Source organism: Lysinibacillus sp. FSL R7-0073, from assembly GCF_038009065.1.
In the GTDB taxonomy this organism is placed as follows: Bacteria; Bacillota; Bacilli; order Bacillales_A; family Planococcaceae; genus Lysinibacillus; species Lysinibacillus fusiformis.
Window position 1 is genome coordinate 2,141,555 of sequence record NZ_JBBPAS010000001.1, and the last position, 12,384, is coordinate 2,153,938.

Annotated in this window: 16 protein-coding genes; 11 read left to right on the forward strand and 5 right to left on the reverse strand. The window is 36.6% G+C overall.

Annotation, left to right across the window (positions count from 1 at the left end; all coding sequences use genetic code 11):
• Positions 1-148 precede the first annotated feature (148 nt).
• Entirely contained in the window at positions 149-358 is a 210-nt protein-coding gene (locus tag MKY88_RS10445; RefSeq protein WP_025117169.1) for a hypothetical protein, read from the forward strand.
• Between the two features lie 261 nt (positions 359-619).
• Here the strand turns inward: MKY88_RS10445 and MKY88_RS10450 are convergent, their stop codons facing one another.
• Both MKY88_RS10450 and MKY88_RS10455 read right to left on the reverse strand, forming a co-directional pair.
• Entirely contained in the window at positions 620-1,273 is a 654-nt protein-coding gene (locus MKY88_RS10450; protein ID WP_340813571.1) for a FusB/FusC family EF-G-binding protein, read from the reverse strand.
• 560 nt (positions 1,274-1,833) lie between these two features.
• On the reverse strand, positions 1,834-2,121 hold the full coding sequence (locus tag MKY88_RS10455) for a hypothetical protein (protein WP_340813572.1): 288 nt from the start codon (positions 2,119-2,121) through the stop codon (positions 1,834-1,836).
• A 357-nt stretch (positions 2,122-2,478) separates the two neighbouring features.
• Here MKY88_RS10455 and MKY88_RS10460 point away from each other — a divergent pair, with 357 nt between their 5' ends.
• Both MKY88_RS10460 and MKY88_RS10465 read left to right on the forward strand, forming a co-directional pair.
• Entirely contained in the window at positions 2,479-3,126 is a 648-nt protein-coding gene (locus MKY88_RS10460) for a class I SAM-dependent methyltransferase (RefSeq protein WP_258268581.1), read from the forward strand.
• Complete coding sequence (locus tag MKY88_RS10465) at positions 3,127-4,104, forward strand: HD domain-containing protein (protein ID WP_340813573.1); 978 nt, start codon at positions 3,127-3,129, stop codon at positions 4,102-4,104.
• Between the two features lie 66 nt (positions 4,105-4,170).
• Here MKY88_RS10465 and MKY88_RS10470 read toward each other — a convergent pair whose 3' ends face one another.
• On the reverse strand, positions 4,171-4,332 hold the full coding sequence (locus MKY88_RS10470) for a hypothetical protein (protein ID WP_340813574.1): 162 nt from the start codon (positions 4,330-4,332) through the stop codon (positions 4,171-4,173).
• 334 nt (positions 4,333-4,666) lie between these two features.
• Here MKY88_RS10470 and MKY88_RS10475 point away from each other — a divergent pair, with 334 nt between their 5' ends.
• The 8 genes from MKY88_RS10475 to thrS all read left to right on the forward strand — a co-directional run bounded on the left by MKY88_RS10475 (position 4,667) and on the right by thrS (position 10,672).
• A complete protein-coding gene (locus MKY88_RS10475; RefSeq protein ID WP_069481167.1) occupies positions 4,667-5,065 on the forward strand; it encodes a MarR family winged helix-turn-helix transcriptional regulator in 399 nt (132 codons plus the stop codon).
• Positions 5,065-5,412, forward strand: a complete 348-nt coding sequence (locus MKY88_RS10480; protein WP_258268584.1) for a DUF3147 family protein — start codon at positions 5,065-5,067, stop codon at positions 5,410-5,412. The genes MKY88_RS10475 and MKY88_RS10480 overlap by 1 nt, the downstream gene beginning before the upstream one ends.
• Positions 5,413-5,426: 14 nt before the next feature.
• Positions 5,427-5,909 (forward strand): GNAT family N-acetyltransferase, encoded by a 483-nt coding sequence (locus MKY88_RS10485; protein ID WP_328203450.1) that lies wholly within the window; start codon positions 5,427-5,429, stop codon positions 5,907-5,909.
• Positions 5,910-5,960: 51 nt separating this feature from the next.
• The gene (locus tag MKY88_RS10490) at positions 5,961-6,425 is read left to right on the forward strand and encodes a hypothetical protein (protein ID WP_328203453.1); all 465 of its coding nucleotides are present in this window, start codon (positions 5,961-5,963) and stop codon (positions 6,423-6,425) included.
• Positions 6,426-6,559: 134 nt separating this feature from the next.
• Positions 6,560-7,069 (forward strand): hypothetical protein, encoded by a 510-nt coding sequence (locus tag MKY88_RS10495; protein WP_340813575.1) that lies wholly within the window; start codon positions 6,560-6,562, stop codon positions 7,067-7,069.
• Between the two features lie 133 nt (positions 7,070-7,202).
• Positions 7,203-7,793: a hypothetical protein gene (locus MKY88_RS10500; protein ID WP_328203455.1), complete on the forward strand. Its 591-nt coding sequence runs from the start codon at positions 7,203-7,205 to the stop codon at positions 7,791-7,793.
• Positions 7,794-7,805: 12 nt separating this feature from the next.
• Complete coding sequence (locus MKY88_RS10505) at positions 7,806-8,162, forward strand: hypothetical protein (RefSeq protein ID WP_328203458.1); 357 nt, start codon at positions 7,806-7,808, stop codon at positions 8,160-8,162.
• Between the two features lie 596 nt (positions 8,163-8,758).
• Positions 8,759-10,672 (forward strand): threonine--tRNA ligase, encoded by a 1,914-nt coding sequence (gene thrS, locus MKY88_RS10510; RefSeq protein WP_328203460.1) that lies wholly within the window; start codon positions 8,759-8,761, stop codon positions 10,670-10,672.
• A 107-nt stretch (positions 10,673-10,779) separates the two neighbouring features.
• Here the strand turns inward: thrS and MKY88_RS10515 are convergent, their stop codons facing one another.
• Complete coding sequence (locus tag MKY88_RS10515; RefSeq protein ID WP_328203463.1) at positions 10,780-11,250, reverse strand: hypothetical protein; 471 nt, start codon at positions 11,248-11,250, stop codon at positions 10,780-10,782.
• Between the two features lie 160 nt (positions 11,251-11,410).
• Entirely contained in the window at positions 11,411-11,581 is a 171-nt protein-coding gene (locus MKY88_RS10520; RefSeq protein ID WP_025117185.1) for an aspartyl-phosphate phosphatase Spo0E family protein, read from the reverse strand.
• Positions 11,582-12,384: the final 803 nt, after the last annotated feature.

The window sequence follows — 12,384 nt, forward strand, 5'->3', positions numbered from 1 at the left end:
TTCCGAATATGAACGTTGAATAAGATAGCTTCCATCTGTTTTTTTGTGTGCCAGCTCATGTTATAATGAGGAGCTTAAGTTAATTAAGACCTTGAACGGATGCCAAGAAAAGCCTCCGCAGAACGAGAAAGTATGGAGGTGTAAGAAAATGAATAAACGTTGGACGATTGGTAAAATTAAAGAATTTGTTGAGAACAATTCGGAAAGTAAGTTGCTATCGACGGAATATCACGGGTTTTCTCAAAAGTTACTCTTTAAATGTGCATGTGGTAGTAACTTTGAAAAAACATTTACTAAATTTAAAAATAAACATCAAAGAAAATGTGATGTATGCCAGCCACCAAAAGAGTCACGCTAAACGTAGTGCCGATATGTAATAAAGCTTTATGTGACCTATAGCATAATAATTTTATATGAGTTTGATGTAAATCACCTTCCTCCTATAGCTTCTTTATAGAGGAGGTGATTTTTTGTGTCTGCTGCTGAAGTTTTTCCAAGCAGGATGCGGGAGGGGAATAGTGTCATTTTTCCTTCAAGCTATGCCACTACAATAGTCAAATTGCGCTAGCCATTAAAAAGGCAGAAATGTTGCCTACACAACATTTCTGCCTTGTTTCGTTTATTTTTGGGTTATTCGTTGGAAAAATTCGCGTGTTCTATTCATATCTGATACATGCTCGTTACATGTTTGGCTATTTGCACAAATATAATTACTATGGTTGGTAAATGTACCAACTACTTGCCCTTTAATGGAAGTGGTAAATAAGCCAACATCTGAATGACGATTACAGATGGCGCAAATACCGCGAACAGTATTGTTGGAAAATACACCTTTAATCCCTTGTAGTTTATCGTCTTGTTCGAGGACAACGTATTTTCGATGTGTCCCAACATCATCCCATGCTAGGTAACAAATTTGTTGAAAATCAAGTTCATCTAAATTAGGTAGCTTCAGCTTTTTCTCCTTTTTAAACAATGATTTGAGCGTGCTAGCTGTTACTGGCTTAAACGGTATGACATAAGGCTTTAACTGCTCTAACAAGGCATCGCCCTGCGCACGATCTGTGACGGTGAAAAGCTGTTCAACAAGCTGTGTTTCCTCAGTGGATAACTCTAATTTGGAAGTAATTTCCGTTTCGACAAGACCTCTTACTGCAAGAATGACACTTTTGTCCTTTGTTGTGGTAAGGGCATGTAAAATTTTACTCAATTGCTGTTCCAGTAAGTGATAGTTTGCGACCGTTAAGAACGGCTGAATTGTTTGTTTTTCCATTTGAAATCTCTCCTGTTTTATAGGCTAATTTTAAAAGCATTTGGCCTAAGAGATCATTCAATTTCTGTTATGGTTATAACTTAATTTAGACCTCTTTGACCTCAGAAGCCGTTCTAGAGCATGCATTACAAGTGAATGCGGACATTTCGATCCCTCCCTTAAGGATTGTTGATTTATATAAGTTTTTTATTTTTAGTCTAAAAAGTGAATTATCTTGATTTTTTAATTTTATCAAATGTTACGCTTGATTTTCAATAGTCAAATGACCAGTGAAGTAGTGATAAGTATTTAAACATGCATATGACCCAATGCCTTTGAAACTTACTTCATTAACTATGGCATATGGAGCGAAGTTATGTCTAACATGTAAATTTATATAGTTGAGATCGTTTATACCTTAAATAATTGATAGTGCGCGATTTTTTATTTTTTGGAAGACTGAATGAAAATGTTTTAGTTTTCACATCAAAGTGCAATTGTTTATTAATGTAAATTTTATTATGCTCATAATCTATATAACAGCCCGTTGGTCTTGAAATCTAGAACTTCTTAAGAGAAATTTAGGATTGTTTACTTATTTTTAATAAACTAATTATTTTTCTACCATAAAAAAGAATATAGTAAATAAGAGTAACATCTATAAAGAAATAAAGTATATTAAATTGAATTGAAGTAATACCATTTTTGGTAAATAAAGAAAATACAGATGATAACTCATTCTCACATATGTAACTTATAAATTGAAAAGGGGCTCCAAATTTATTGGTACCATAAGATACAAAGAAAATGGACAATAAAGTCATGATAATGCTAATCCATAATAACCCCTTTTTATTTGTAACTTGCATTAAGCCATCTCCTTTTTATATTTTAACTACTCAATATAATTATTATTTCATAAAAAATGGAATATAGGAATATTTCGGTAATTAATATTTCAGTATTTAACTTTTGCATCCGCACAGAGTGTTAATGCGCATGAGCCAGTAGCACAGGAAGAAGTATCTACAGCTGAACAAGAGCTTAGAGAAATTCAACAAAAGTATAATATTTGCTAATTGCCCTATATATTTTCTGAATTGTTCGATAGATAAAAGATTGCTATAATTGAATGAATTGGTTAATAAAGGAGGAATTGTGATGATACAGAAAATGAATAGTCAACGAAACAATGCTTGGAGAATTTATTCAATTTAGGAGGTACTATGCTATTAAATCAACAAGGTTTTGATCTATGGGCGGATGGCTATGACCAAACCGTTCAACTTAGTGAAGAAAATCAGCAATACCCATTTGCGGGCTATAAAGACATTTTAAATAAAATTTTTAATGAGGTCATGCAAGTTCCGGCATCGACTGTATTAGATATTGGCTTTGGGACAGGTGTTTTAACAGCTAAACTTTATGAGCATGGGCACAAGATCGATGGCTTTGATTTTTCTTCGAAGATGATGGCTATTGCACAGGCAAAAATGCCACAGGCTAACTTACTCGAATGGGATTTATCGAATGGTCTACCTGCAACACTGATGAACAAACAATATGATGCGATTGTTAGTACGTATGCCCTACATCATTTTACTGATGAGCAGAAGGTTACGTATATCACGCAATTATTACAGCAACTAACACCCAATGGAAAAATTTTAATAGGCGATGTTGCCTTTCAAACAAGAGAGCAGCTAGAACAATGCCGTCAGGATAGCAAAGGCTATTGGGATGATGATGAGTTTTATTTTGTCCATGAGGAGCTAAAAACTAGCTTGCAGGATCGTTGTCAGCTACAATTTTATCCAATCTCGCATTGTGGTGGTGTTTTTGTCATATCGAACTATACAGAGGTAGAGAGATAAATGCTCATTAAAGACGCTTTATATGGAGAATTCGAAATAGATGGTGTGCTAGAGGAACTTATCCAGTCAGCGCCTGTTCAACGATTAAAAGGAATTCATCAAGCAGGAGCTGGCTATTTGGTGAATCGTCAATGGGACATTACGAGATATGAGCATTCATTAGGTGTTATGCTGCTGATTAGACGATATGGAGGATCATTGGAGGAACAAATTGCGGGGTTATTACATGATGTTTCTCATACCGCATTTTCGCATGTAGTAGATGTGGTCCTTAAAAATACAGAGGAAGATTATCATGATACGATATTGCTAGACGTTATCCATCCTTCTGCAATTCCTGGAATTCTTAGCAAATACGGTTATGACATGGAGAAAATTTTATTTGATATAACGAGATGGTCTTTGCTGGAGCAGCCAGCACCAGAACTATGTGCAGATCGAGTAGATTATACATTAAGAGATATGTTTCACTATGGAGAAGCCTCATTCGAAGAAATTCAACTATTTCTAGAGGATGTCTTCGTTTATCGAGGGAAGCTATGTGTGAAAACGATCGATAGTGCAGAATGGTTTGTGAAAACGTATTATCAAGAAGTGATAGATTTTTTCATGGAACCAATCAATATTTACGCAACGAATAAGCTAGCACATGTCCTACGGCTCGCCGTAGCAAAAGGAATTCTATCCATGGTCGATTTTCAGAAAGATGATGAAGCGGTATGGGAACAGATAAAAGCATCAAATGATGAGGAAATTCAACGTTTATTACAGCAGCTTCATGAAAAGGTAGAAGTGATTGAGGATGTAGAGAACTTTGATATTCATAGTCGACAAAAAGTACGTTTGATTGATCCGAGCGTGTATCATCACCGGCAATTGTATAAGGCGAGCGATTTATCAGACTATGTAAAAGAAATAAATACCCGTGCGATTAAAAAGTTTGAGAAGGGTGTTTATGTGAGAATCATCAAAAGCTAGTCTATGACAGATAGGGCTAAGGTAAATAATGCAAAATGGGCTGTCAAAAGATAGCCCTTTTGCTTGTTAGGCGAACATCGACAAAAAGTATTTGCCAGAAAACATAATAGCATAGACAACTAGCGCACTCATTAACGAAATTTTCATATTTTTCATTTGCATGCCCATGTTAATCAATGTCAAAATCAGCAGAGCTGTAATGATACCTGGTTGGATTGGCTTTGTCACAGTGCTAACACCATGATAGTGCCGTCTACTAAAATACAGAAAGTATAACATAGAATGCCCTCAGTTAAATTCAGAATAGAGTAATAATAATGTCGAACATCCATGTCAACAAGTAGCAATAGATGTGCAAAAAATTAGATTTTTATAAAATGAAATAGCGTATTTTTGTTAACTTGAATCATCATAAATTTCTAAGTTGGGTATTCTCAAAGACTTCATTTGTCATTTTTGCTCTAGTAAATTATCTGAAAATATAAACTTTATGGGGAGTACTTTTAATATATCGGCGTTTACGATATAATCGTATTCAACGACATATAGAAGGGATACCAACATGATTACAAATATAAATGAGTATTTTACTACGATCTTTTATCATCTACATACAACACATGAAGATGTGATTTCTCACCAAAGCGTGCGGATTTTACAGATGATCCAAAAGGAAGAAGAGGTAACAGTACGCGATATTGCAGGGTTACTAAATATCTCTCCTAATACAGCGTCAGAGCATGTGAAAAAATTAGAGCGACATGCCTGGGTGTCAAAAGAACGTGCGAGCGACGATCAACGTAAGGTTATTCTTCATTTGACAGTAGAAGGCTTACAAGTACTGAAGAAAAACTCAGAATTAGATGAAGAGAAGCTCGAGCATGCGCTTAATCAGCTAACAGAACAGGAACAACAGGCCATCCTACAGGCATTCCGACGTCTAAGTGAGGTGGCGAAATAGTGTATACATTGTTTAAAATTCTTAGCTCTGCAGCAATTATTGGTGTGGTCACAGAAGTGGCCCGAAGATTTCCTTCCTATGGCGGGGTCATTGCGGCATTACCTTTAGTGAGTATTTTAAGTATCATTTGGCTGACGGTTCAAAGTGAATCGAGTGAACATATTCAACGCTTTACAGTTGGTGTCATTGTTGGTTTACCGGCAACCATGTGCATGCTGTTGGTTATTTACATGGCTATGAAATCCTCTGTTCATATTGTCTTCGCTATTGGTCTAGGTATTCTTTCCTGGGCGGTTTTCTTAGGCATTCAAAAGGCCATTGCAGGTGTTTTTCATCTATCCATTTAACGAGGAGTTCAGACATGACGATCATTGAAATTCAACAATTACCGCAACAAAATGTGCTTTATTTTTTTAAGGAGCATTGGGGAACTACTGAAATGGTCATTTCAAGTGGGATCTATGACTGTAGTCAATTAGAGGGCTTTGCTTTTGTCAATGACCGTCAAGAGATGATAGGGCTTGTTACTTACATAATTCATAAGCAAGACTGTGAAATCATTTCTCTCGATAGTCTTGAAGAAGGTAAAGGTATCGGATCAGCGCTTGTACAAGCAGTAGAACAAATTGCTGTGGATCACGGTTGTACAAGCATTACACTTATTACAACGAACGATAATTTACATGCCTTAAAATTCTATCAAAAACGGGGGTATTACATCATCGAAATATTGACTAAAGCGGTGGAAAAGGCAAGAGCCTATAAGCCTTCCATCCCACTTATCGGCAATGATGGCATTGTGATACGAGATGAGTTACGACTACAAAAACAACTTGACTTCTAAAAAGTCAGGTTGTTTTTTGTTATACTGGGAAAGTGGAAAGAGAGGGAACATATGAAAAAAATAGTATTTACATTATTACTAAGTGTGCTTGTGGTGGGCGCCGCATTTATGATTTATCTTAAGAGTAATCCACCGCTTGTCATTCAAAGTTACACAAGTAAACAGGGCAATGAAGCGGTAAAGATCATTGCGATTGAAAATAAAGGATTACGTGAAATTAAGCTTAAGCAACTACTTGTCAATGAAAAACTTCCTGACAGTGCTGAGCTTGTCATTAGTAAGTCTGAACCATTTGAGGTCGAAACAAAACTAGAGGGAAATACCAATATGTCATTTCATAAATTAACGCAAGTTAAAGTTTTACCTCGTTCATACATAGATCAACAAGCAATTGGTAAACAGCCACAGCATTACGCGGTTCAAGTCAATGCAGCCGACATCAAAAAGGTGAAGATTCAATACGAATATTTACGAATACCTTTTACCCTAACGGCAGAACTTCAACAAGGTCAATAGACAGACGAGACGCTAATTTTGTCTTATCATTTATGCCTGTGTCATTTCCTAAGATTGTTTGCTGAAAAGCACTAATTCCTCCTAAATCATGGTAATATTATAGTAACAGCAATCGTGATACTAGGAGGGACCTAATGGCAATTATCATCATGGGTATAGTACTATTTATCTGTGTTATCACTGTGGCTTTAGTGTTAATGAAAAAATTTTCGAAGAATGAAATTATGCTTGAAGTAACAGCCACCTCAGAAGGAAAAAATGAATTAGATCAAGCCATAATGAAAATATATTTTACGTATTCTATCGGCAAACTTGCTAGTAGGAAACGTCAAATCCTTGGCAGTGTTGAATGGTCTGATGGGTGGATGCCTGTTAGCTATAATCTAAAGGAGAATGGTGTGTATCGTGAGGAGAGACTACTTTATGCAACAAAAAATCAGTCCTACTCAACCTTTGAGATTCATGCACCCAATGCAATTGATGATAAAGGGCGAGGTGAAGGCTATGCTGTTCTAGTATTGGAAAATCCTGATATTTCCCATAGATCATCTAGAGCAGGTGTCATCCTTGCCGTCACAGCCAATATGATTACATATCAATTATCAGATTCCACTAGCTGGCACAATGAGGTTGTCATTAATTAACTTGAAAAAAGCTATCCAAATTGGGTAGCTTTTTTTATTAGTGCTAAAAAGTAAAATTAGGCTGATTATGGAACTAAATGATGGGAATAACGTATAGAAAGAAGAGGGATTTGTAGGATGGAGGAGGATGTAGATGAACGAAATGCCAAGCACACACCAAAAACGATTGGCAATAGATGAGCAAATATGTGCGCTCTTATTTCAACGGAAAGAGCTCTCTGCTCATACAAAAGATAGCCCAACAGATGAAATGATGAAGGAATGGGCGCAAAAATATGGCCTCGATGACACATATTTAGCCATGATTTTCAGTGTGATCAAATCAGAAAAACACTATCAATCACGTGTCGAGCCAGTCGGATTTCGTCAATATATTCCGGTATTACAATCACAGGAAGTGGGAGATCGAATCTATACGATTTCCTATGTTCGCCAATACGAAAATGCAAGTGTCTTACAGCTTTTGATTGACTGGGATTATGAGGAAGATTCCTATCAAGATATTCGTCAAAGATTAAACCGTAATTATTTAGGGTTATTTATAGACCATCATTACAAATGCCAACATGAGGGAGCAAGTGGCTCAGATGGGCATGTAAGTAATAGATATGTAGTGACACCGCCATTACCGAATGACATACAAGGATTCAGCTTTATCTTTACAGAATACAAAGATGTGTTTGAAGAAAAACCAACAGGATTGACTGTCACCATGCATTGTTAGGGGGAATAAAGAATGAAGAAATGGATAGTGCCAATGATTTTACTACTTCTGTTAACAGCTTGTCAGAGCGATGAGCAGGAAGTGCATTATATCGCCAAAAGTGAACATTGGAAAGCAATCTACCATAGTAATTCTGATCAAGGATTACGCTTATATTATCTTGATGAGAAGGGTGATTTAGGACCATTACAAATCACCATTGAAGGGGAAAAGGAATCTCACAATATAATGGATGTGCAATTAAATAAAGAGGGGTATTATTCCTTTACGAAAAAAGAAAGTGAGAAGTTTTTTAAACGGAATGCTAAGCCAATTATTCATATGCAATGGCTATCCGAAAATGAGACTTTAGAAATAAAAAATAATTAACGAATGATAATAATTCGATATTGGATTTTTGGTCTCATTGTTCCATTTGTTATAGGGATATCGTGTATGAGGCGCTGTAATGTAAGTTGAAAAAATGTAAGCGTTATGAAACTCGGCCAGAACAACTGTGGTCATTTAAATGGACCATTTTTTTATTTCAATGTTTGACAAAAAAAACAGGATTCGTTATAGTAATTAACAATTTCATACAAAAATGAAATGAGCAATGATAAGGACAAGAGATTCGATCAACCATTTTCAGAGAGGGAGGCATTCGCTGCAAGCTTCCTAATGTTGTGATCCCTTCTTACTACCTTGGAGCTGTGCTTGGAAACTTGCACCGTCTTTTGCAACGTTACAGCAAAATCAATGAGCCACTAGTCAATTTACTAGTGGGAATTTGGGTGGAACCACGGGTAATGAACACATACTCGTCCCTATGTAGGGGCGGAGATGTGTTTTTTTATTTTGATCCCCATTCTAAAGCTGAATGAGGTTCATGTCTCTGACAGGGCCATAGATTTTCGAATTGTATGCATAATCAGGATTTCTATGACACCAGAGCAAAATTGAAAAAAATTAAAGGAGTCGAGAACATGTCAAATCAAGTTATTCACATTCAATTTCCAGATGGTCAACAGCAAGCATTTACAAAAGGCGTGACACTAACCGAAATTGCCCAAGCGATTCGTCCTGAACTTCGCAAAAAGGCAGTAGCGGGGAGTGTCAATGGAACCATCTTTGATTTGACGCGCCCGATTATGGAAGATGCTCAAATTACATTGTATGATGCAAGCTCTAAGGAAGGGATTGAGGTTATTCGTCATTCAACGGCCCATTTGTTAGCACAGGCTGTCAAACGGCTATACCCCCATGCACAGTTTGGGGTAGGACCCGTGATTGAAAACGGCTTTTATTATGATATAGACATTGCTGATACACTGACACCAAGTGATTTACAACAAATTGAAAAAACGATGAAACAAATTGTGCGGGAAAATGTACAGATTAAGCGACGAGAGGTTTCACGGAATGAAGCCAAGGAGCTTTTTGCTCATGATGCGTTAAAGCTGGAACTGTTGGAGTCTATTCCCGCTGATGAAACCGTGACGATTTATAAGCAGGGGGAATTTTATGATTTATGTCGAGGTTCCCATGTTCCGTCTACGGGGAAATTACAACATTTCCGATTAATGCATGTATCGGGTGCGTATTGGAGAGGCGATAGCGACAATCAGATGCTACAACGTATTTATGGGGTTGCCTTCGCAACAAAAGAAGAACTTCACCAATACTTCGTGTTTTTAGACGAAGCAGAAAAGCGAAATCATCGTAAACTAGGCAAAGAACTGTCGTTGTTTATGTTTTCAGAGGAAGCGCCGGGAATGCCCTTTTATTTAGCAAATGGTCAAATTTTACGGAATGAGCTGGAATCCTATTTGCGAAATTTACAAGCAAAATATGACTATCGAGAAGTACGGACACCTCTAATGATGAATCAGCGTTTATGGGAACAGTCAGGTCATTGGGATCACTATAAAGACAATATGTACTTTACGCAGGTGGATGATCAAAGCTTTGCCTTAAAGCCGATGAACTGTCCAGGACATATGCTCATCTTCAAAAATAACCTACATTCTTACAGAGATTTACCGATACGAATGGCGGAATTCGGGCAAGTGCATCGCCATGAATTTAGCGGTGCGTTGAATGGGTTGTTACGGGTTAGGTCATTTTGTCAGGATGATGCACATATTTTTGCGACACCGCAGCAAATTGAGGATGAAATTGCTTTGGCTCTAAAAATAATAGATGAGGTGTACAACGTATTTGGTTTCCGATATACGGTAGAATTATCGACACGTCCAGATGACTATATGGGAGAATTATCGTTATGGGATCAGGCAGAAGAGGCGCTTGAAAATGTTCTGACTAATTTAGGCATCGACTATACGATTAATGAGGGGGATGGGGCTTTTTACGGACCGAAAATCGACATTCATATTAAAGATGCCATTCAACGAAGTCATCAGTGTGCCACAGTACAACTCGATTTCCAGCTACCTGAGAAATTCGATTTAACATATATTAATGAACACAATGAAAAAGTTCGACCGGTTGTCATCCATCGGGCGGTGTTTGGTTCCATTGATCGTTTCCTAGGTATTCTCATTGAGCATTTTGGAGGGGTGTTCCCCATTTGGCTTGCACCACAACAAGTGCAAGTCATAGCAGTAGCTGATGCACATCGAGACTATGCCAAGCAAGTAGTAAAAGCCCTACAACATGAACAAATTCGGGTGCAAATTGATGATCGTCAGGAAAAGCTCGGTAAAAAGATTCGGGAGGCACAATTGCATAAAATACCGTATATCCTTGTTATCGGTGATCGTGAGGCTACCAATCAAAATGTATCTGTCCGTAGACATGGACAACAAGCCACTGTTGAATATTCAGTGCCCCAATTAATAGAGGAAATGACAGAAGCCATCAAACAAAAGAGCATATAAAAGAAAGCTTGCTTTGAATAGATCTACTATTCAAGGCAAGCTTTTAAAAAAATTTTTCTATTTTTTTGAAATGACTACTAGAATCTAGATGCGATGCATACAATGAATTAAAGGTCCTTGGTCTTCTCTTGAAATTGGGATTGACCAAGTAATACTGTTTGTGTTTCAGCGTCGATGACTAGAAATTTTCGATAGGTCTCATCGGTATTGTGCTGAAAGGATGCTAAAAAATAAACTTGTCGATTGGGATGAACAAAAGTATGTTGAGAGAGGTCTATTGTTTCTTGTTTACTATTGGTTTGTAAAAAAAAATTTTCTGTTGCCTCTGCTATATCTCTAAAGGCCATTTTCTGCCGAATATTCCATGAAGCATGGGGATATTCCTCGTAAATTGTACGATTAAGTTGCTGATAAAATTCGTCCTCATCACGAAACGATTGAAATTGGTTGTTTGGATATTGATATAGTGTATTTATTTCAGTTGGTGTGCAAAGTGTGGGTGCCGTATGGTCTACTGAATGTTGGGGTGGCAATAATATTTTGGAAACAACCATAAAAGTTAAGATGAATACATGCATTATTCAACCTCCAGATGTCTTCTTATCAAAAACATCGCCTACTTTTTTGGGATCTATACATGTAGAGGTTGGCTAGCCGAATGCAAAGATAAAACCAGCCAGAATTCAGGTCTGGCTTTACCCATATCTATACTTTCTTCTATTATATGCCTCGTTATGATTAGGAAGCTTGTGCTTGTTTTAAATATCTATTTAGTAGGACGTCCAATTCTTGACTGTAATCTACCACAGCAGGATGAGTGAAACCAAGATCCTTTGCTTTTTTATACATAATTCTACGTTTGATCTCAATTTCCGCCTTCAAGAATTGTTTAAGCAATAAGTTTACCAAGATATTTTCCTCCTAATTTTTTATCCTTATTCATAAAATTAATTTCTAATGACCTCGATTCAACTTTTTCATTGTATATCACTTATATTAAAAAAAATGTCATATTGTGTATCGTAAATCAAATTCGTAATTTAGTCACAGATAGGGACCTTCATCCTGTTATGTGAAAAACAAACTATTTTTTCTTAGTGGTTATAAAGTCATAGTTAAAATACCAATTAATGATTAAAAAATAAGTAAAATAACCCTTACAATTGAGTTGTTGGGGTTGTTTTTGTGTTTGGATTTAGAAAAAATTAAGTGAGAAAAAGAAATTGCATAAACCATTTATACTATGAAAAAAGTTGTTGTTTGAAATTGAATTTTCTAACAATTCATGGCGCTATACGTATCTTGTCACATTTTATCAAATTAGCTTTGATGTTGTTTAGAAATGGGGACATTTCATTGAGTGTGGAGAATTATTGAGAATTTTTGAAATTAATGGAATAATGGAAGGGGGATGAAAAGGTAACTTTGTGTCATTCGTTAGTTTTCCAAAAAACTAGCAGGAGGTGACCTCGCCTCACAGGAGCCATCTATTGGAATTACCTTTATTAAAATAAGAAACGTATCATCTTTTCTTAAATTGGTAATATGGCTTAGTTGGCAAATACTTGAGCATATGCTGTCTCGTTTGGATGCATTATATGCAATTACATATAGCAATCATGAATACAATAAAAGAATTGTTTGAGCAGCAACAACTTGAAGTGGATTGGCTTGTTGGATGTAATGACGAATAGCAATGAAACGTGCACATC

Bases quoted from the DNA above. Each gene is read 5' to 3' on its own strand.
- MKY88_RS10445 (WP_025117169.1), top strand. From the start codon at position 149: ATGAATAAACGTTGGACGATTGGTAAAATTAAAGAATTTGTTGAGAAC.
- MKY88_RS10450 (WP_340813571.1), bottom strand. From the start codon at position 1,273: ATGGAAAAACAAACAATTCAGCCGTTCTTAACGGTCGCAAACTATCAC.
- MKY88_RS10455 (WP_340813572.1), bottom strand. From the start codon at position 2,121: ATGCAAGTTACAAATAAAAAGGGGTTATTATGGATTAGCATTATCATG.
- MKY88_RS10460 (WP_258268581.1), top strand. From the start codon at position 2,479: ATGCTATTAAATCAACAAGGTTTTGATCTATGGGCGGATGGCTATGAC.
- MKY88_RS10465 (WP_340813573.1), top strand. From the start codon at position 3,127: ATGCTCATTAAAGACGCTTTATATGGAGAATTCGAAATAGATGGTGTG.
- MKY88_RS10475 (WP_069481167.1), top strand. From the start codon at position 4,667: ATGATTACAAATATAAATGAGTATTTTACTACGATCTTTTATCATCTA.
- MKY88_RS10485 (WP_328203450.1), top strand. From the start codon at position 5,427: ATGACGATCATTGAAATTCAACAATTACCGCAACAAAATGTGCTTTAT.
- MKY88_RS10490 (WP_328203453.1), top strand. From the start codon at position 5,961: ATGAAAAAAATAGTATTTACATTATTACTAAGTGTGCTTGTGGTGGGC.
- MKY88_RS10495 (WP_340813575.1), top strand. From the start codon at position 6,560: ATGGCAATTATCATCATGGGTATAGTACTATTTATCTGTGTTATCACT.
- MKY88_RS10500 (WP_328203455.1), top strand. From the start codon at position 7,203: ATGAACGAAATGCCAAGCACACACCAAAAACGATTGGCAATAGATGAG.
- MKY88_RS10505 (WP_328203458.1), top strand. From the start codon at position 7,806: ATGAAGAAATGGATAGTGCCAATGATTTTACTACTTCTGTTAACAGCT.
- thrS (WP_328203460.1), top strand. From the start codon at position 8,759: ATGTCAAATCAAGTTATTCACATTCAATTTCCAGATGGTCAACAGCAA.
- MKY88_RS10515 (WP_328203463.1), bottom strand. From the start codon at position 11,250: ATGCATGTATTCATCTTAACTTTTATGGTTGTTTCCAAAATATTATTG.